This window comes from Actinospineispora eucalypti (assembly GCF_039543365.1).
Taxonomy (GTDB): domain Bacteria; phylum Actinomycetota; class Actinomycetes; order Mycobacteriales; family Pseudonocardiaceae; genus Pseudonocardia; species Pseudonocardia eucalypti.
In genome coordinates this window covers 255,360-272,687 of the sequence record NZ_BAABJP010000007.1, presented here as the reverse complement: position 1 = coordinate 272,687, position 17,328 = coordinate 255,360, and the positions used below count along the sequence as shown (strand labels likewise).

18 protein-coding genes are annotated in these 17,328 nt (G+C 73.1%); 7 read left to right on the top strand and 11 right to left on the bottom strand.

The genetic code is table 11. From position 1 onward, the window contains the following. The first annotated feature begins 9 nt into the window (after positions 1–9). Complete coding sequence (locus tag ABEB12_RS08790; protein ID WP_185064443.1) at positions 10–672, top strand: winged helix-turn-helix domain-containing protein; 663 nt, start codon at positions 10–12, stop codon at positions 670–672. Here the strand turns inward: ABEB12_RS08790 and ABEB12_RS08785 are convergent. After that, a complete protein-coding gene (locus ABEB12_RS08785) occupies positions 669–2,111 on the bottom strand; it encodes an alpha/beta fold hydrolase (protein WP_185064441.1) in 1,443 nt (480 codons plus the stop codon). The genes ABEB12_RS08790 and ABEB12_RS08785 overlap by 4 nt on opposite strands. Before the next feature lie 259 nt (positions 2,112–2,370). Here ABEB12_RS08785 and ABEB12_RS08780 point away from each other — a divergent pair, with 259 nt between their 5' ends. The 4 genes from ABEB12_RS08780 to ABEB12_RS08765 are packed head-to-tail and all read left to right on the top strand — an operon-like array spanning position 2,371 to position 4,589. Next, a complete protein-coding gene (locus ABEB12_RS08780; RefSeq protein ID WP_185064440.1) occupies positions 2,371–2,778 on the top strand; it encodes a MerR family transcriptional regulator in 408 nt (135 codons plus the stop codon). Beyond that, complete coding sequence (gene trxA, locus ABEB12_RS08775) at positions 2,763–3,086, top strand: thioredoxin (RefSeq protein WP_185064438.1); 324 nt, start codon at positions 2,763–2,765, stop codon at positions 3,084–3,086. The genes ABEB12_RS08780 and trxA overlap by 16 nt, the downstream gene beginning before the upstream one ends. Positions 3,087–3,141: 55 nt before the next feature. Next, positions 3,142–3,885 carry a helix-turn-helix domain-containing protein gene (locus ABEB12_RS08770; RefSeq protein WP_185064436.1) on the top strand — a complete coding sequence of 248 codons (744 nt, stop codon included), beginning with the start codon at positions 3,142–3,144 and terminating at the stop codon, positions 3,883–3,885. After that, positions 3,882–4,589: a haloacid dehalogenase type II gene (locus ABEB12_RS08765; protein WP_185064434.1), complete on the top strand. Its 708-nt coding sequence runs from the start codon at positions 3,882–3,884 to the stop codon at positions 4,587–4,589. Before ABEB12_RS08770 ends, ABEB12_RS08765 begins: the two co-directional genes overlap by 4 nt. Before the next feature lie 53 nt (positions 4,590–4,642). Here the strand turns inward: ABEB12_RS08765 and ABEB12_RS08760 are convergent, their stop codons facing one another. Further along, the gene (locus ABEB12_RS08760; RefSeq protein WP_185064432.1) at positions 4,643–5,050 is read right to left on the bottom strand and encodes a nuclear transport factor 2 family protein; all 408 of its coding nucleotides are present in this window, start codon (positions 5,048–5,050) and stop codon (positions 4,643–4,645) included. Between the two features lie 65 nt (positions 5,051–5,115). Here ABEB12_RS08760 and ABEB12_RS08755 point away from each other — a divergent pair, with 65 nt between their 5' ends. Then, entirely contained in the window at positions 5,116–5,937 is an 822-nt protein-coding gene (locus ABEB12_RS08755) for a helix-turn-helix domain-containing protein (protein WP_221498519.1), read from the top strand. 49 nt (positions 5,938–5,986) lie between these two features. Here ABEB12_RS08755 and ABEB12_RS08750 read toward each other — a convergent pair whose 3' ends face one another. From ABEB12_RS08750 to ABEB12_RS08735, 4 genes are read right to left on the bottom strand one after another with little or no spacing between them, the layout of a single operon-like run. Continuing rightward, a complete protein-coding gene (locus ABEB12_RS08750) occupies positions 5,987–6,868 on the bottom strand; it encodes an SDR family oxidoreductase (RefSeq protein WP_185064430.1) in 882 nt (293 codons plus the stop codon). Further along, a complete protein-coding gene (locus ABEB12_RS08745) occupies positions 6,868–7,302 on the bottom strand; it encodes a type II toxin-antitoxin system Rv0910 family toxin (protein WP_185064429.1) in 435 nt (144 codons plus the stop codon). The genes ABEB12_RS08750 and ABEB12_RS08745 overlap by 1 nt, the downstream gene beginning before the upstream one ends. Positions 7,303–7,317: 15 nt before the next feature. After that, the gene (locus ABEB12_RS08740) at positions 7,318–8,511 is read right to left on the bottom strand and encodes a thiolase C-terminal domain-containing protein (protein WP_185064427.1); all 1,194 of its coding nucleotides are present in this window, start codon (positions 8,509–8,511) and stop codon (positions 7,318–7,320) included. Positions 8,512–8,522: 11 nt separating this feature from the next. Beyond that, the gene (locus tag ABEB12_RS08735; RefSeq protein WP_185064425.1) at positions 8,523–9,374 is read right to left on the bottom strand and encodes a MaoC/PaaZ C-terminal domain-containing protein; all 852 of its coding nucleotides are present in this window, start codon (positions 9,372–9,374) and stop codon (positions 8,523–8,525) included. Positions 9,375–9,502: 128 nt separating this feature from the next. On the opposite strand from ABEB12_RS08735, the gene ABEB12_RS08730 reads away from it, so the two are divergent. Beyond that, entirely contained in the window at positions 9,503–10,528 is a 1,026-nt protein-coding gene (locus tag ABEB12_RS08730; RefSeq protein ID WP_185064424.1) for an AraC family transcriptional regulator ligand-binding domain-containing protein, read from the top strand. 19 nt (positions 10,529–10,547) lie between these two features. On the opposite strand, the gene ABEB12_RS08725 is transcribed toward ABEB12_RS08730, so the two are convergent. From ABEB12_RS08725 to ABEB12_RS08705, 5 genes are read right to left on the bottom strand one after another with little or no spacing between them, the layout of a single operon-like run. Beyond that, entirely contained in the window at positions 10,548–12,965 is a 2,418-nt protein-coding gene (locus ABEB12_RS08725; protein WP_185064422.1) for a sugar-binding protein, read from the bottom strand. 14 nt (positions 12,966–12,979) lie between these two features. Then, positions 12,980–13,783 carry an ABC transporter permease subunit gene (locus tag ABEB12_RS08720; RefSeq protein ID WP_185064420.1) on the bottom strand — a complete coding sequence of 268 codons (804 nt, stop codon included), beginning with the start codon at positions 13,781–13,783 and terminating at the stop codon, positions 12,980–12,982. Further along, positions 13,780–14,661 carry an ABC transporter permease subunit gene (locus ABEB12_RS08715; RefSeq protein ID WP_185064417.1) on the bottom strand — a complete coding sequence of 294 codons (882 nt, stop codon included), beginning with the start codon at positions 14,659–14,661 and terminating at the stop codon, positions 13,780–13,782. Before ABEB12_RS08715 ends, ABEB12_RS08720 begins: the two co-directional genes overlap by 4 nt. Then, positions 14,654–16,009, bottom strand: a complete 1,356-nt coding sequence (locus ABEB12_RS08710; RefSeq protein ID WP_185064415.1) for an extracellular solute-binding protein — start codon at positions 16,007–16,009, stop codon at positions 14,654–14,656. The genes ABEB12_RS08715 and ABEB12_RS08710 overlap by 8 nt, the downstream gene beginning before the upstream one ends. Positions 16,010–16,026: 17 nt before the next feature. Then, entirely contained in the window at positions 16,027–17,259 is a 1,233-nt protein-coding gene (locus tag ABEB12_RS08705; protein WP_425572234.1) for a PfkB family carbohydrate kinase, read from the bottom strand. Positions 17,260–17,328: the final 69 nt, after the last annotated feature.

Genomic DNA, 17,328 nt, shown 5'->3' with positions numbered 1-17,328 from the left:
GAGGCCACAGTGCGGGTACTCGTAGTCCAAGACGACGATCAGGCGGACAACACGCTGAGCGACGCCCTCAGCGCACAGGGTCACCGGCCGGTGAGCTGTGAGCCCGAGACCGAAGCCTTGATGGCCAACCTGGACACCGACCTGGTGCTGCTCGACCTCTCCCGCCCGGACGTCGACTGCTTCCAGGTGCTGCGGCAACTCTGGGGCACCACCGACGCCCCGGTGCTGCTGCTCAACGCCAACCGAGGCGGTGCGGCGGCCCCCGCCGCCCCGGCCGCCGAATGCCCGAGCGACCCACCCACCGAACCCATCCCGCTGCCCCAGTTGCTGGCGGCCGCGCGCGGCATCTCGCGGGAGGCGGGCCGCCGCACCGGGCAGGCGGCTCGGCCCAAGGTGAAGGTGGGCGACGTGCAGATCGACCTGGACGCCCGCACGGTCCGGGTGGGCAGCCGCTACATCACGCTCACCATGAAGGAGTTCGACATCCTCGAGGTGCTGGCCCGGCAGGTCGGCGTCGCGGTGAGCCGTAAGACGATCATGGACGAAGTGTGGCGGGACACCCGCGAGAGCACCTCGCACGCGCTGAACGTGCACCTCACCGCGCTGCGCACCAAGCTGGACCGGCCGAACCTGCTGTGCACAATCCGAGGCTTCGGCTACCGCCTGGGCTAACCCAGGTCGAAGACGAAGCGGTCGTGCTCGGGGTGCAGGCAGGACTGGTCCACCTTGCCGTTCGGGTCGGCCAGGAAGCTCCTGATCATCTTGCGGGCGCAGGCGCTGCCCCGGAACACCCCGTGGGTGGCGTTCGGGATGATGCTGAGCTGGCCGTTCGGGAACCGGGCTGCGGCCGTCCTGGCCACGGCGGGCGGGCAACCCGGGTCGATCTCGGCGGCCAGGAACAGCGTGGGCAGCGGGCTGCTCACCGGCTGCGCCTCGACCGGGTCCGGCGGCCCGACCGGGTAGCTCCGGCAGACCTGGAAGTACCGGCCCATCGAGTTCTCCAGCAGCCGCGAAACCGGGTCGCGCTGGGCGCGCCGGCGCATCCGGCCCTCGTCCTCGAACGGGAACTCTTCCTTGCACAGGTGGGTCAGGTGCTGCGCCTCGTGGTAGCCGGACCGCTCGGCCAGGTGCTGGTCCAGCTCGGTCATGTCGCCGGCGGTGAACCGGGCCACGGTGGCCGGTAGTGCCCGCGCGCCGGGCGAGCTGTAGGCGGTGTCCATCAGGAAACCGCCGAGGTCGTCGGCGGTGTAGGTCTTGCCGTTGATGGTCTGTGGCCCGGGCAGTAGCCGGTTGGCCAGCGCGTCCAGCTGGGGCGCGGCGTCCGGGAACCGGCCGTGGCAGGCCGGGTCGGCGGCGCACCGGGTGAAGATCTCCCGCACCGCGTCGGACACCATCTCCGGGCCGCCCTCGGCCCACATCGCCTCGGGCGTCCACGGCGAGTCCAGCACCACCGCTCGGACCCCCTCGGCGGCGTGCTGCACGGCGGCCAGGGCGATCCGGGTGCCGTAGGAGACGCCGAACAGGTCGATCCGGTCCAGCCGCAGGGCGGCGCGCAGGTCCTGGATGTCCCGTACCACCTCCTCGGCGTTGTAGCGCGACAGGTCCACGCCGGAGGCGCGCAGCCGCTCCGCGCAGGAAACCAGTTGGGCCGCGGCGACGTCGCTCAGCGGCCCGGCGTCGGTCAGCGCCACCTCGCCGCAGTCCAGTGCGGGCGCGGACAGCCCGCCGCCGCGCTGGTCGAAGAAGATCCAGTCCTGGTCGATGGCCACCAGCTCGCGGCCCCGGGCGTCGCGCAGCTGGCCGCCGACGTCCTCCACCGCGCCCGCGCCGGGCCCGCCGTGCAGGTACACCACCGGCACCGCCCCCGGCCTCGGCGCACTGGCCCGCACGATGGTCACCGGAAGGGCGATCCGCCGAGGGCCATCGGCGCCGCGGGTCTCCGGCACCACCAGCGTGCCGCACTCGATCTTGTTGGGCACCCCGGTGTAGTCCCCCGCGCAGGCCCCGGGACGGAACGCCGGCTCCGACGGCGCTTGCGGCGCCGGTTGCCCAGCGCACGCGGTCAGCCCCAACGTCACCACGGCAAGCATCGAACCCAGCAACAGCCGCATTGGTTCCCCCCTTGCCCGGTGACGTTAGCGCGGATCACGCCGGTTTGGCGTGCAGTCGTCGCATCTTGGCGAGGAGTGGGGGTGATCATGCCGTTGCCGCCGGCTGTGACCGTGGGTAGCCATCGCTGAACGCAACAGGCCGCACCCAGGCAGCGGCAGACCGCCGAACCGCGCCGTCCAAGCAGCTCTTTGAAACCGGCACCGTACCCCGGTCGTCAGGGCTTGCGTTGACGCGCGGGGGAACGTTTACGTTCGGAGCATGCGGATTGGGGAGCTGGCCGAGCGGACCGGGACGACCACCCGCGCGCTGCGGTTCTACGAGTCGCTGGGGCTGCTCGCCGCGCGGCGATCGGCGAACGGCTACCGGGCCTACGACGAGCACGACCTGCGCCTGGTCACCGAGATCGTCGGGCTGCGGGCGGCGGGCCTGAGCCTGGACGAGACCCGGCCGTTCGTGGCCTGCCTGCGCGCCGGGCACACCAGCGGGGACGACTGCCTGGACTCCATCGAGGTGTACCGGCGCAAGCTGGCCGAGGTGGACACCCTGATCGACCGGCTCGCCGAGGTGCGGGCCGACCTGGCCGGGAAGCTGGGCCGCGCGCTCGCCCGGCACCCCGGCACCTGCGGAGTACCCGACCACGAGGAGTCCCGATGCTCACCGAGTTGACCGACCAGACCTTCCGGCACGAGGTGCTGGAGGCGGACAAGCCGGTGCTGGTGGAGTTCTGGGCGCAGTGGTGCGGCCCCTGCCACATGCTCGCCCCGGTGCTCGCGGAGATCGCCACCGAGCGGGCCGGCCAGCTGGCCGTCTACAAGATCAATGCCGACGAGAACTCCCGCTACGCCCGGGACTACCAGGTCATGGCCCTGCCCACCATGCTCGTCTTCCGGGACGGCCGGCCGGTGCACGCGCTGGTCGGCGCCCGGCCCAAGGCCCGCCTGCTGGCCGAGCTGGACGCCGTGCTCGCCGGTTAGCCCGACGAGCACGGTTCAACCGGCATTGAACCGTTGAACGGATAGCGTCTCCGGCATGGCGGTGGTTGGCGAGGCGGACCTGGCGCGCATAGGCGCACTGATCGGCGACCGCACCCGCGCCGCCATGCTGCTGATGCTGTTGGCCGGGCGGCCGCGCTCCGCCTCCGACCTGGCGACGGCGGCCGGGGTGTCCGCCCCGCTGGCCAGCATGCACCTGCGCAAGCTGGTGGACGGCGGCCTGCTGGTGGTCGAGCCGGCGGGCCGCCAGCGGCTGTTCCGGCTGGCCAACGCGGTGGCCGACGCCCTGGAGGGGCTACTGTTGCTGGCCCCGCCCGCCTCGGTCGACTCGCTGCGCGCGGCGGTGTCCGGGCGACGATTGCGCTGGGCCCGGCTCTGCTACGACCACCTGGCCGGCACGGTCGGGGTGGCGATCCGCGACGGCCTGGTCGCCGCCGGCCACCTCGACCCCGGCGAAGCCGGCATGGGTCGGGCGGCCAGTTCGGCGTCCGACGGCAACACAGCTGACGACGTCACGGCCGGGGGTGCCGGGGCTTTCCGGGCGCTGGGCATCGACGTGGCCGTGCTGGAGCGCAGGCGCCGGCCACTCACCCGCCGGTGCATGGACTGGAGCGAACGGCGCGACCACCTGGCCGGCAGCCTCGGCGCCGCGCTGCTCTCCCGCCTGATCGAACTGGACTGGGTACGCGCGAGGGAGGCCAGCCGGGTGGTCACGGTGACCGCCGAGGGGCACGCCGGCCTGCGCGGCTGGCTGGACATCGCGATGGAGGTAACGGAATGAAACCCGCCGCTCTGCTGGTGGACATCTTCGGCACCACGGTGGACTGGTGGACCGGGGTGGCCGGCCAGGTCACCGCGATCGCCGCCGAGCGCGGGGTGCAGCTGGACGGCGGCGAGTTCGCCGGCGCCTGGCGGGAGCGGTACCTGCCGTCCATGGCCGAGGTCCGCGAGGGCCGCCGCCCCTGGGCCTACCTGGACACGCTGCACCGCGAGTCGCTGGACAAGCTGCTGGACGGCTTCGGTCTCGCGGACCGGTTCGACGAGGCCGACCGGCAACGGCTGGTGCGCGCCTGGCACCGCCTGCCGGCCTGGCCGGACGCGGCGGAGGGGCTGCGCCGGTTACGGGTCCGCTACCCCGTCGTGGCGCTGTCCAACGGCGGGTTCGCCCTGCTCATCAACCTGTTGAAGGCCGAGGACCTGCACTTCGACGCGATCATCTCGGCCGAGCTGGCGCACAGCTACAAACCGGACGCCCGGGTGTACCACCGCGCCGCCGGGCTGCTCGACCTGCCGCCCGAGCAACTGCTCATGGTGGCCTGCCACGGCTGGGACCTGGACGGCGCCCGGGCCGCCGGCCTGCGCACCGCGTTCGTCGAACGCCCGGCCGAGAAGGGGCCGGACCAGGACGCCGACCGGCCCGCCGACACGCCGACCGACCTGGCCTGCGCGAGCTTCACCGAGCTGGCCGGCGCCCTGGGGTGCTGATCAGCGCCGAAGGCGCTGCCGAGCGCGCGCCCAGTCAGGCGCGTGCCGGAAATCTAGCGCGAGTGGGTTCCGTCCAGCAGCATCCGCACCCCCACCCAGCCCCAGTAGACCCGGTGGTGGGCGATCCGCCCGTCCCGGATCTCCATCATCTCCACGATGTCCATCTGGTCGCCGTCCGGCGACTGCCGGGGGTACTCCCAGGTCAGGTGGGTGCCGTCGGTGAGGTAGCCGGTGCGGAAGCGGCGCCGCTCCGCCGGTTGGTTGGCGAACACCTTGGCGACGAAGGCGCGCAGGTTGTCCCGGCCGCGGATGACCCCCTCCTCGGTGCTCTGCAGGTGGCAGACCAGCGGGCTCTCCAGGGTGGCGTCCTCCCGGTAGAGGGCCATGGCGGCGTCCAGGTCCTTGGCGCCGAGTGCGTCGTCCCAGGCGCGGAAGATGTGTTCGATCTGCTGTTCGGTCATGCGGATGACGCTATGCGCGGGACGTTTCGCCCCGGACCAAATCGTGGTTGTGGCACGGTGGACCGGTGACCGAGCCAGCCGTGCCGGACCGCGACCTCACCCCGGTGGCCGCGCTGATCGGCGACCCCACCCGGATCGCCATGCTGGCCGCCCTGGCCGAGGGCCGGGCGCTGCCGGCCGGCGACCTGGCCCGGCGGGCGGGGGTGCGCCCGGCCACCGCGACCGCACACCTGCGCCGGCTGATCGACGGCGGGCTGGTGGCGGTGCGTGCGCAGGGCCGGCACCGCTACCACGAGCTGGCCAGTCCCTCGGTGGCCGCCGCGGTCGAGGCGCTGGCCCAACTCGCGCCGCCGGCCCCGGTTCGCTCGCTGCGCTCCGACCGGGCGGCGCGGGCACTCGCCGAGGCGCGCACCTGCTACGACCACCTGGCCGGCCGGCGCGGGGTGCAGCTGCGCGACCGGCTTCTCGCGGCGGGCGCGCTGCACCAGGAGAACGAGCGTGACCACCGGCTGACCCCGGCCGGCCGTTCGCTGCTCACCGGGCTGGACATCGACCCGGAGCGCCTGGCCCGCACCCGGCGGATGTTCGCCCGGGGCTGCGTGGACTGGACCCAGCGCCGCCCGCACCTGGCCGGCGCGCTGCCGGCCGCGCTCACCGCGCGCTTCCTCGAGCTGGGCTGGCTGAGCCGGGCGACCGGGCGCGCACTGCGCGCCGCGCCGGACTACGACCAGCGGCTGGATGCCTGGCTAGTGGGCCAGGAGCAGCGCACCGACCACCGGGACGCCGACGAACAGCAGCACGGCGAACACGGCGACCAGCCGCACCGTGGCGGCGGTGCGCGGGTCCAACGTCGTATACCGGGCGGGAGTCCTCATGAGGATCGATGATCCCCCGCCGTCAGCGGCCGCGCAGGGTCCTTGACGGCATCTTGACGGCTCAGCCGGCTAGGCCTGGCACCCGCTCGGCCAGGTCGTCCAGTCGCCAGGGACCGTCGGCCTGGATGGTCGCCTCGGCCGTCCAGCCCTTCAACAGGGAGATCGCCCCGCCCTGCACCGCGAACACCTGGCCGTTCAGCGGGCACTTCTCCTGGGCCAGATAGGCCACCAGCGGGGAGATGTTCTCCGGCGCGAACCCGTCGAACCCGCCCTCCGGCACCTCGGCCGCGAAGATCGCCCCCATGCCCGGGGTGGCCAGGGTGAGCCGGGTGCGCGCCACCGGGGCAATGCAGTTCACCCGCACCCCGTAGCGCTCCAGCTCCACCGCCGCGACCTGGGTGAGCGCGGCGATGCCGGCCTTGGCCGCGCCGTAGTTGGCCTGCCCGGCGTTGGGCATGAAGGTGCCGGACGCCGAGGCCGTGTTGATCACCGATGCGGCGCGCGGGCGACCGGCCTTGGCCTCGGCCTTCCAGTACGCCGCCGCGTGGTGCAGCACGGCCGCGTGCCCCTTCAGGTGCACGCCGATCACCGCGTCCCACTGCCGCTCGTCCAGGCTGGCCAGGAAGGCGTCCCGCAGGATGCCGGCGTTGTTCACCACGATGTCCAGCCCGCCGAAGGCGTCCACGGCGCTCCGCACCACCCGTGCGGCGCCGGCCCAGTCGGACACGTCGTCACCGTTGGCCACGGCCCGGCCGCCGGCGGCGGTGATCTCCGCGACCACCTCTTGCGCCGGTCCGGCGTCGGCGCCTTCGCCCGTGTTGTCCCCGCCGAGGTCGTTCACCACCACGCTCGCGCCTTCCGAGGCGAGCAGCAGCGCGTGCGCCCGGCCGATGCCGCGCCCGGCCCCGGTCACCACGGCGACCCGGTTGTCCAGCGTGCCCATCAGGCGACCAGCCCGGCGAGCTTGTCCAGGGACGCGGCCAGCTCCTTGTTGGTGGCCCGCTCCACCGCGTCCCCGATGGCGCCCACCATCATCTGGCTGATGAACTCGGCGTCGATCTCGGCCACCGAGGCGTCCGGGCCGTCCGCCGTCACGTTCAGCACGAAGGTGACCCGCGCGCCGGCCAGGCCGGTGCCGGACATCTTCAGCCGGGACGGCGCGGCAAGCTCCTGGATCGTCCAGTCGATCTTGTTCGCCATGCCCATGATGGTGGCCTGCTGGGTGGCCGTGCCGCCCTCGGCCAGCTCGCCCGGCACGTCGCCGTGCCAGCGGTCGTGGATGGTCATCCACTTCTCGTAGCCGCCGAGGTCGGTGAACGCCCGCCACACCTTCTCCTGGCTGGCGGCGATGTTCTTGCTGCACTGCGCCTTTGCCATGTCCGTCCTCCTCCGTCAGGCCGGCCGGTACGCGGTGACCACCGCGCTGCCGCCCAGGCCGATGTTGTGCTGAAGGGCGACCCGTGCGCCCGCGACCTGGCGTTTGTCCGCCGCGCCGCGCAGCTGCCAGGTCAGCTCGGCGCACTGGGCCAGCCCGGTGGCACCGAGCGGGTGGCCCTTGGAGATCAGCCCACCGGACGGGTTCACCACCCACCGCCCGCCGTAGCCGGTGTCGCCGGCCTCGACCAGCTTGTGCGCCTCCCCCTCGGCGCACAGCCCGAGCGCCTCGTAGGTGATCAGCTCGTTGGGGGCGAAGCAGTCGTGCAGCTCGATCACCTGCACGTCCTCCGGGCCGATGCCGGCCTGGTCGTACACCCGGCGAGCCGCCTCCGTGCTCATCTCCGAACCCACCAGGGTGCGCATGCTGCGGGTCTCGAAGGTGCCCGGCACGTCGGTGACCAGCGCCTGCCCGATGATCTCCACCGCCCGGTCGGCCAGGTCGTGCTCGGTCACGAACCGCTCGCTGGCCAGCACGGCCGCCGCCGAGCCGTCCGAGGTCGGCGAGCACTGCGGCCGGGTCAGTTGGGCCGGCTCGTAGACCATCTTGGCCGCCTTGATGTCCTCGACCGAGTAGTGCTCCTGGAACTGGGCGTACGGGTTGTTCACCGAGTGCCGGTGGTTCTTCTCCGCGATCATCACGTTGTGCTCGGGCGTTGAGCCGTAACGTTCGTTGTGCTCCAGCCCGGCCGCGCCGAACATCCACGGCGCCGGCGGGAAGGCCAGCTCGCGCAGCTCGGCCATGGCCATCAGGTGCCGCTGCATCGGCTGCTCGCGGTCGTTGTACGTGGTGCCCAGCGAGCCCGGCTGCATCTTCTCGAAGCCCAGCGCCAGGGTGCAGTCCGCCAGCCCGCCCCGGATCGCCTGCGCGGCCAGGAACAGCGCGCTGGACCCGGTGGAGCAGTTGCTGTTCACGTTGAACACCGGCACGCCGGTGAGCCCGAGGCCGTACACCGCCCGGTGCCCGGAGCAGGACTCGCCGTAGCAGTAGCCGACGTAGGCCTGCTCCACCTTCTGGTACTCGATCGCGGCGTCGGCCAGCGCGTTCTCCCCGGCCTCCTTGGTCATCGCCGGGTAGTCCCAGCCCTCCCGGCGGCCGGGCTTCTCGAACTTGGTCATCCCCACGCCGACGACGTAAACCTTGTTGCTCACTTCAGCTCCGCTCAGTCGGCGAACTCGGCGCGGCCGTCCTTGATCACGGCCTGGCCGTCGTCCTTGGTGGTCTGGAAGGAGTACGAACCGGCGCCGGACGGCCAGATCGCGGTGGTGATCGTGTCCCTGGGCCGGGCCGGCGCGCTGAACCGCACGGCCAGCCGGGTCAACCGGGCCGGGTCGGCGGGCGAGGCGTGCCCGAGCACCGCGTGCGAGGTGAACGCCATGGTGCACAGGCCGTGGATGATGATCCCGGGCAGGCCCATCTGCTTGGCGAACTCGTCGTCCAGGTGGATCGGCATCGGGTCGCCGGATGCCTCGGAGTAGCGGAAGGTCTGGTCCTCGTCGAACTTCTGCACCACCCGCTCGGCCGGTTCCCGGGCGCTCAGCGCCGGGTCGAACCCGTGCTCCGGCGGCGCCTCACCCACCTGCCCGTCGAACTTGCCGCCCCGGAAGAAGCCGACGAAGAACTGCTCGTTGACCAGGTCGCCCCGGTTGCTCCGGCACTCGATCTGGGTGGTCACGGTGACCCCGGAGGACTTGCCGGCCACCCCGACCGCCCGGGCCCGGCTGATGATCGTCTCGCCCGGCTCGATCGGCCGGCGGAACCGGAAGTCGTGCTCGCCGTGCAGGATGCGCATCATCAGCTCATCCGGCACCACCGCCATGGTGCGCTCGGCCATCAGCTGGAACGGCGGCACGATGGCGAACACCGGCGGCGCGTAGGTGCCGTCCAGGTGCTGGCTGGTCGGGTCGTTGGTGGCCTCCGCGTAGGCGACCACCCGCTCCCGGGTGACCTCGAACTCGACCTCGTCCCCCCACACCCCCAGCTGGGCGAGGTCGAACCCCGCGTTCTCCGGCATGTCGTCTCCTAGGTTGCTCCGTTGCCGGTAACTACCGTAGGAACTGGCGGTGGGGTCCGGGATGACCGTGACTAGCGGCATCGATGACCGAACAGATACCGCACGGACTGCTGGTAACTTCGCCCGCGGTGTCCACCTCGACCGTGCCGATCCAGTTCGTGCACCGCGCGTTGCAGGCCGCGGTGCGCGCCGGCGTGGACGTCAACGAGCTGCTGCGCGGCACCGGGGTGGCCCCGGACCTGGTGGTGCACGCGCGCAGCCGGGTCACCGTGGGGCAGGCCGCCCGGGTGGCCCGGCGGCTGTGGCGGCTGACCGACGACGAGATGTTCGGCGCGGGGCCGCACCCGGTGCCCCGCGGCACCTTCCGGATGGTCGCCCTCGGCGTAATCCACTCACCGGACCTGCGCACCGCGCTGCAACGCACCTGCGAGTTCAGCGCCGTGCTGCCCGGCCTGCCCACGATCAGCGCCTCGATGGGGCCGGAGCGCACCGTGGTCTGCCTGGACCACACCGGCCTGAGGGACCCGGAGCACCTGGTGGTGGACCTGATGGTCGGTGTGGTGCAGCGGTTCACCGCCTGGCTGGTCGGCCAGCGGATCAAGCCGCTGGCGCTGGAGCTGCCCTACCCATCGCCAGAGGACCCCGCGGACTACGACCGGGTGTTCGGCGCCCGGCCCCGTTTCGACGCCGAACGGGCCGCGCTCACCTTCGACAGCGCGCTGCTGGCGGCACCGGTGATCCGCACCGAGGCCGAGATGCTGGATTGGGTGCGCAACTCCCCCGGTGATCTGCTGGCCCGGCGGGACTACGGCAGCTCGCTGGCCGACCAGGTGCGCCGCATCATGGAGTACCCGCTGGTCTCCGCCGGCGCCCCGGTCCCGGCGCGGCCGGTGCCGTGGCCGGCCCCGGAAGAGGTGGCCGCGCGGCTCAACCTCAGCCTGCAACACCTGCGCCGCCGGCTGCGGGCGGAGGGCACCTCGATGAGCGTGATCCGCGAGGAGATCCTGCGCGACGCGGCCGTGGCCGCCCTGGCCAGCGGACGGGAACCGGTAACCGACCTGGCCATCCGCCTCGGCTTCTCCGAACCCAGCGCCTTCCGCCGCGCCTTCCGCCGCTGGACCGGCACCCCACCCGGCTCCTACCGGCCACGTTAGTGGGAAAGGTCGCTGGCACCTACCGCTCCAGCGCCACCTGGGAGACCAGGTTGCCCGGGCCGGCCAACCAGACGGCGACGGCGCGGGCATCGGCGGCGAGCGGGCGGTGCAGGTCCACGGTCAGCCGGTGCTCGCCCGGGCCGTCCACCGAGGTGGTGGCGCTGCCGGCGGTGCCGTCCGCGTCCCGCAGGAGCACGGAGAGCACCCCCCGCCCGGAGCTGGCGAACCGCGCCTCGACGGCGTTGTCGTCCTTGTCGGCCGAGGTCAGCCAGCCGCTGGCCCCCGGAGGGGTGCTCGGGCCGCCGGACAGCGGCATCCGCACCGCCAGCGCCTGCTCCACCGACCGAGGGGACTCCCGGCTGGCCAGCGCCTCGCTCGGGATCACCGGCCGGGCCGCGCGGGCCCCGCCGGGCGCCTGGTAGCCGGGCAGCGCGGCCACCCCCCAGCGGTAGGGGTCGCCCTGCACGCCCGGCCAGGTGGACCAGCCGATCCGGGTCTGCCCGGTCTGGTCCGGCGTGTCCGAGTCGTACACCAGCAGGTTCAGCCCCAGCCGGGCCGGGTCCACCGGCCCGGGCAGCGCGGACAGCGGGATCGCCACCTCGACCGTGTAGCCGCCGGGCACCGGCGTACTGGCGAAGCGCACCCCGGGGGCGGTCTGGGAGGCCGGCCCCTGGTGGTTGTCCGCGTCCCGCTCCGCGCAGGCCGGTCCCCCGGCGGTGAACGGCAGCACCGCCAGCTTCATCGTCGTCGCGGTGTTCTCGCTGGTCCCGGACGGATCGAGGGCGATCTCCAGGCTGTCCGTGCGCCAGTGACGCTTGCAGTCGGCGGCGGCCAGGGCCGCGCCGCGGACCGAGTCGTGGACCTCGGCGAACACGTTCAGCGTCTCGCCGGAGCGGGAAAGGCGGGCGGTGCCGGAGCAGTCCGCCGGCCCGTCACACGGCTGGTCGCCCTCCCAGCGCCGGGACAGGTCCAGCGGTGCGCCCGGGTACTCGCCCGGCGCGGCCACCCCGTCGATCACCGGCGCGGCCGGCACCGCGGGCACCGACGTGGCGGGCACCAGCTCCAGGGCCGGCCGTTCCGCGGCGGTCAGGCCGGTCTGGGTGCGGGCGCTCACCTGGTAGGGGTGGTCGCCGCCCTGGTTCGCGGTGGGCAGGGCCGGGTCGGTGCTGGTGAAGGTGAACGGCACCGCCGTGGACGTCCCCGGGGCGATCGCCGCGAACGGCTTCTCCCGCGCGTCCACCGCGAACCCGGCCGGCGGCGCCACCGTCACCGTGCCCGACTGGACGACGTCGGAGCGGTTGGTCACGGTCATGGCCACCTCCCGGGAACCCCCGGACGGCACGGTCAGCACCGGCGGCACCGATCCGCGCAGCCAGGGCATCCCGGCCCGTTCCGCCCACCGGTCGAACTCGGCCACCTGCGGGAGCCGCTGCTGGGCGACCTCGATGGTCCGGTCCGGTGGCACCCAGGCGCCGGGTGTTCGGGGCACGTCGGGGCCGGTACCGGTGAGGATGGCGGCGGGGAGGGCGGCGGCCGGGGTGCCGGGCGCCGGATACGGCACCCGGGAGTGCAGCTGGGTGAACCAGTCACAGCCCAGCCGCGCCGGGTCGCTCGGCACGTCCGGCAGCACGGCCCAGCCCTGCGTGACGTACCGGCGTTGCGCGTCCCGTTCCACCGCCGCCCAGGTACGGCCGTCCGGCGCGGAGGCCCCGCTCCAGACCCCGAACACCTGCTGGTTCGGCCCGGCCGGGATCACCGCCGACGCGCAGCCCGGCCCGGTGGGGGTGGCCGAATCCGAGCCCGCCAGCCCGTTGCGCAGGATCTTCGCCGGCGCGTACGGCTTCAGCCCCTCCCCGGTGATCTGCTCGGGGAAAGCGGCCGGGTCGGCCGCCGCGAAGTAGGCCTGGACGGCCAGGCGGGCGGCCAGCTGGTGGTTACCGTGGTTGCCCGGGGACGGCGCCGGGTCCATGGTGACGAGCACGTTCGGCCGGGTCTGCCGGACGATCCGGACCACCCGTTCCAGGGTGTCCCGCTCGTCCCACACCTGGCCGGTGAGCGCCGAGGAGACGGTGTAGAAGAAGTCCACCTTGTCCAGGTTGAGCACCTCGCCGACCCCGGCCAGCCCGACGGCGGCGCGCTCCTCGCCCTCCCGGATCATGCCGAGCGCCGGACCCTCCTCGTGCCCGACCGCGTTTCCGCCGCCCTCGCCCCGGGTGATGGTGAGCACGCCGTTGCGCGCGCCGGCCTGCTTCCACTGGCCGAAGGTGGAGAGCAGGCTCGCCTCGTCGTCCGGGTGGGCGCCGATGAACAGCGCGTCCAGCTTCACCGACTCGCCGGCCGAGGTGCCCTCCGGCGGCGGCTCGAGCGTCGGCCCGGCACACCCCGCGAGCACGGCGAGTCCCGTCAGCACGGTGAGCGCCGCGACGGCCCGGCCCATCCTGCCCCCTTGGGTCACTCGCGGAGCGCGCCGTCCAGCATGCCCCTGATGAAATGGCGTTGGAGGAACAGATACACGATCACCACCGGCGCCGCGACGATCACCGCGCCAGCCGCAAGCAAAGTGAAACCCGAGGTGTGCTGGCCCTGGAACAGCGCCAGCCCCAGGGGCGCCGTGCGCAGGCCCTGGTCGGTGGCCATGACCAGCGGAATCAGGAACTCGTTCCAGGTGAACATGAAGGTCAGCACCACCATGGTCACGATCGCCGGCCGGCCGGCCGGCACCAGCACCGACCACAGGATCCGCCAGCTGTTGGCGCCGTCCAGCCGGGCCGCCTCGATCAGCGTGCGGGGTAGCGCGGCGAAGTAGGCGCGCATCCAGAAGGTGCCGAACGCGACCGTCTGCGCCACCTGGGGCATGGCCACCGCGCCGAAGGTGTTGGTCAGCCCCAGGGTGCGCAGGTCGAAGTACAGCGGCACCACGATCACCTCGGCCGGCACCATCAGGCCCAGCACGAACAGCCAGAACAGCACCCGGCCGCCCGGCACCCGCATGGTCCCGAACGCGTAGCCGGTGAACAGCGAGAACACCCCGCCGACCAGCACCACGAACCCGGTGACCGCGACGCTGGTCAGCATCGAGGTGCCGAACCGCCCCTCCCGCCAGGCCGCCGGGAAGTTGGCCAGGCCGCCGCCGGTGCCGCCAACGTCGGGTGGCCCGAGCGCGGCCAGCACGATGGTGCCCAGCGGCCACAGCACGAACAGCGCGAAGGCCAGCAGGATCGCGTAGTTGGCCGCCCGTTCCGCCCGCGTGATCACCGCCGCCGGCCGATCCGGGCGATGCCCAGGTTGATGGCGAAGATGATCACGGTCAGGGTGACCCCGATGGCGGCCGCCGAGCCGACCTCGTTGGCCCGGAAGGCCCGGTAGTACACCTCGAACGCGGGCACCGAGGTCCGGTTGCCCGGGCCGCCGCTGGTGGTGATGTAGATCAGGTCGAAGGTCTTCAGGCCGGCGATCACGGTAAGGGTCAGCGCCACGGCCAGCTCGGCCCGCACCGAGGGCAGCGTGATGGCGAAGAACTCCCGCACCGGGCCGGCGCCGTCCAGGCGCGCCGACTCGTACAGCTCGCCGGGGATCCGGCTCATCCCGGCCATCATCAGCACGGTGACCAGGCCGGTCTGCACCCAGGTGCCGACCAGGCCGACCGCCGGCAGCGCGGTCGCCGCGTCACCCAGCCAGGCCCGGGCCAGCCCGTCCAGGCCGAGCGCCCGCAGCAGGTCGTTCACCGAGCCGTCCGGGGCGTACAGCCGCCGCCAGGCCACCCCGACCACCACCATCGCCATCACCTGCGGCAGGAACACCACGGTGCGGAAGAACGCCAGCCCGCGCACCCGCCCCCGGTTCAGCACGGCGGCCAGGACCAGCCCGATCGCGGTGGGCAGGCCGGCGAAGAACACGATCAGCACCAGCGCGTGCCCGAACGACGCGCGCAGCTTCTCGTCGGTGACCACCTCGGCGTAGTTGTCCAGGCCGACGAAGGTGGCCAGCGTCAGCCCGTCCCAGTCGTACAGCGACAGCTGCACCGCCCGCCCCAGCGGGAACAGCAGGAACGTCGCGTACACCACGAACGCCGGCAGCAGGTAGGCCAGCGGCAGCCACGGCGAATGCCCCAGCCGGGTCTTCCGGTCAACCATTCTTGGTGACGAAGGCGGAGTAGTCGGCCTGCACCGCGTCCAGGAACTGTTCCGGTGTCCTGGCGCCGCCGAGCAGGTCCTGCAGCGCGGCGCCCATGGTGTCCGACATGGTCGGCGTGGCGTAGTCCAGGTACGGCAGCAGCGCCGCGTTCGGCGCGGTGACCTGCGCGAACGCCGCGAACACATCGTGCGAAAGCCCGGCCGGCGGGGTCTGCGCGGCGGTGTTCACCACCGGCAGGTTGCCGGTCTCGGTGAGCACCTTCATGGCGTCCGGGTTGGTCACGAAGTCCAGGTAGGCGGCGGCCGCGTCGGGCTGCTTGCTACCGGCGGTGATGGCGAACGGCAGCCCGGTGCCGCCGGTGGCCGCGACCGCCCGGCCGGCCGGCGGCGGGGGCGCGATGAACCGCACCTTCGGCCCCATCGCCGGGGCCAGGTCGGCGGCCAGCCAGCTGCCGCCGATCATAAACACCGCCTCGCCCCGGGAGAACGCCTGCCAGGCCTGGTTGTTGTCTGTTCCATTCACCCCTTGATTGAAGTAACCGGAACGCGCCCAGTCGGCGACCTTCCGGGCGGCAGCCAGGTTCTCCGGGGTGGTCCAGGACGCGCCGGACCGGCCGAACGCCAGCGCGCCGATCTGCTCGGCCGGCACCAGCTGGTCCTGCACGGTGCCCAGCACGTGCAGCGCCGGCCACTTCTCCACGTTGCCCAGCTGCAGCGGCACCGCGCCGGCCGCCTTGGCCTTGGCCAGCGCGGCCTCGAAGTCGGCCCAGGTGCGGGGCGCGGCGATGCCCAGCCGGTCCAGCTCGGCCTGGTTGTAGTAGATGCCGACGACCTCGCCCACCTGCGGCAGCCCGTACAGGTTGCCCTCGCCGAACTTCTTCCCGTCCGCGGTGTAGCTGGAGTAGCGCTTCACCGAGGCCGGGAACCGCTCGTTCCAGCCGTACGCCTTGGCCCACGGTTCCAGGGAGAGCAGCTGGTTGGCCGCCACGAAGGCGCCCATCTCGGCCCGCCCGTTGTTGGCCTGCACCACGTCCGGGGCCTCGTTGCCGCTGATGGCCAGGCGCAGCGTGGTGGACAGGTCCTCGAACGAGCGGGACTCACGCTTGATCGTGACATTCGGGTAGCGGCGCTGGAAGGCGTCGTTCAGGCGCTGCATCTGCTCGTTCTGCCCGCCCCGGACCTCCTGGTCCCACACGGTGAGGGTGACCGGGCCGAGCGCCGCGACGTCCGTGCGCACCGGCCGGTCGGCGTCCTGCGCCGGCCGTTGGGCGTTCTGCGCACCGGGTGCGCAGGCGGCCACCAGCAGGGCGCACAGCCCCGCCAGCACGGTAACCAGGCGTTTGGGCATCGTTGCCCTCCTCGGGGTCAAGGCCGCTGGGGCGGGTCGGGTCGGTTGGGCGGGTCGGGGCGGGTCAGGTCCGACCGGCGGGCGATGGTCGCGGCCGCCCGCCGCACCCCGCACACGTGCGTGCGCGGCACCAGATCGTTCAGGAAACCGTAACGGCAGCGCAGCTCGGCGGCGGCGCGGCTGCCGTGGGCGGCTTCCATCGCCACCCGCTGCCACCAGTCGCCGATGTCGCCCCAGCCGGGCGCGGCCAGCGAGCCGCCGAACTCGTGCACCGCCAACCCGGCCGACACCCCGGCGAACAGCAGCCGGTGGCGCAGCGGCCAGCCGGCGATGGTGCCCAGCACCAGGCCGGCGCCGAACACGTCGCCGGCCCCGGTCGGGTCCAGCGCGTTGACCGGCAGCGCGGGCACGGCCGCCTCCTCGCCGGTGGTCGCGTCGACGGCGATGGCGCCGTCCCCGCCGCAGGTCACCACGGCCAGCGGCACGTGGTCGGCCAGCGCGTGCAGGGCGGCGGCGGGCGAGTCGGTGCGGGTGTAGCTCATCGCCTCCACCGCGTTCGGCATGAACGCGTCGCAGCCGGCCAGCGAGCCGAGCATGGCCCGGTCCCAGGCACCGGTCGGGTCCCAGCCGGCGTCGGCGAACACCAGCGCGCCGTCCCGGCGGGCGCGCGCGGCCCACTCGGGCAGCACCGGCTCCAGGCCGCCCTCGCCGATGCTGGTGATCACCGCGCGGCAGGGCGGCGGGGTGCCCACCAGCTCGTCGGGGCTGATCGGCAGCTCGTGCCCGTGGGTGACCATGCTCCGGTCCCGGTCGATCGCCATGGACACGGTCACCGGGGAGTGCCATTGGTCGAAGCGCCGGGACCGGGAAAGATCCACCCGTTCCTGCTCGGCCAGGGTCTCCCAGCAGAAGTCGCCGTACACGTCGTCGCTGAAACCGGCGGCCAGGGTGGTGCGCAGGCCCAGGCGGGATGCCGCCACGGCCAGGTTGGCGATCCCGCCCGGGCAGGAGGCCATGCCGGCCGCCCACACCTCGGTGCCCGGGGTCGGCGGGGTGGGCAGCCCGGTGAAGATGATGTCCAGGAAGACCGTGCCGGACATGAACACGTCGACCTCCGGCCGGCCCGGGCCGCGAAGATGGGCGAGCGGGTCCCACCAGACCGTCTCGTGCGGCGTCCCCGGGTCGAGCTCCGGGCTGGAATCGGTTTCCCGCTGCACCGCGCCGGCCACCGTCGCGCTCCTTCCCCTCACGTCCGGATACTGCCGCGTGCACCGCGCGAATGGCAACATTTTCTGCTCACTTCTGCGCGAAGTTGCTCG

What these genes read in the sequence shown, in the direction of transcription:
- ABEB12_RS08785 (WP_185064441.1), bottom strand. Translation starts at nt 2,111, where the DNA reads ATGCGGCTGTTGCTGGGTTCGATGCTTGCCGTGGTGACGTTGGGGCTG.
- ABEB12_RS08780 (WP_185064440.1), top strand. Translation starts at nt 2,371, where the DNA reads ATGCGGATTGGGGAGCTGGCCGAGCGGACCGGGACGACCACCCGCGCG.
- trxA (WP_185064438.1), top strand. Translation starts at nt 2,763, where the DNA reads ATGCTCACCGAGTTGACCGACCAGACCTTCCGGCACGAGGTGCTGGAG.
- ABEB12_RS08770 (WP_185064436.1), top strand. Translation starts at nt 3,142, where the DNA reads ATGGCGGTGGTTGGCGAGGCGGACCTGGCGCGCATAGGCGCACTGATC.
- ABEB12_RS08765 (WP_185064434.1), top strand. Translation starts at nt 3,882, where the DNA reads ATGAAACCCGCCGCTCTGCTGGTGGACATCTTCGGCACCACGGTGGAC.
- ABEB12_RS08760 (WP_185064432.1), bottom strand. Translation starts at nt 5,050, where the DNA reads ATGACCGAACAGCAGATCGAACACATCTTCCGCGCCTGGGACGACGCA.
- ABEB12_RS08750 (WP_185064430.1), bottom strand. Translation starts at nt 6,868, where the DNA reads ATGGGCACGCTGGACAACCGGGTCGCCGTGGTGACCGGGGCCGGGCGC.
- ABEB12_RS08745 (WP_185064429.1), bottom strand. Translation starts at nt 7,302, where the DNA reads ATGGCAAAGGCGCAGTGCAGCAAGAACATCGCCGCCAGCCAGGAGAAG.
- ABEB12_RS08735 (WP_185064425.1), bottom strand. Translation starts at nt 9,374, where the DNA reads ATGCCGGAGAACGCGGGGTTCGACCTCGCCCAGCTGGGGGTGTGGGGG.
- ABEB12_RS08725 (WP_185064422.1), bottom strand. Translation starts at nt 12,965, where the DNA reads ATGGGCCGGGCCGTCGCGGCGCTCACCGTGCTGACGGGACTCGCCGTG.
- ABEB12_RS08715 (WP_185064417.1), bottom strand. Translation starts at nt 14,661, where the DNA reads ATGGTTGACCGGAAGACCCGGCTGGGGCATTCGCCGTGGCTGCCGCTG.
- ABEB12_RS08710 (WP_185064415.1), bottom strand. Translation starts at nt 16,009, where the DNA reads ATGCCCAAACGCCTGGTTACCGTGCTGGCGGGGCTGTGCGCCCTGCTG.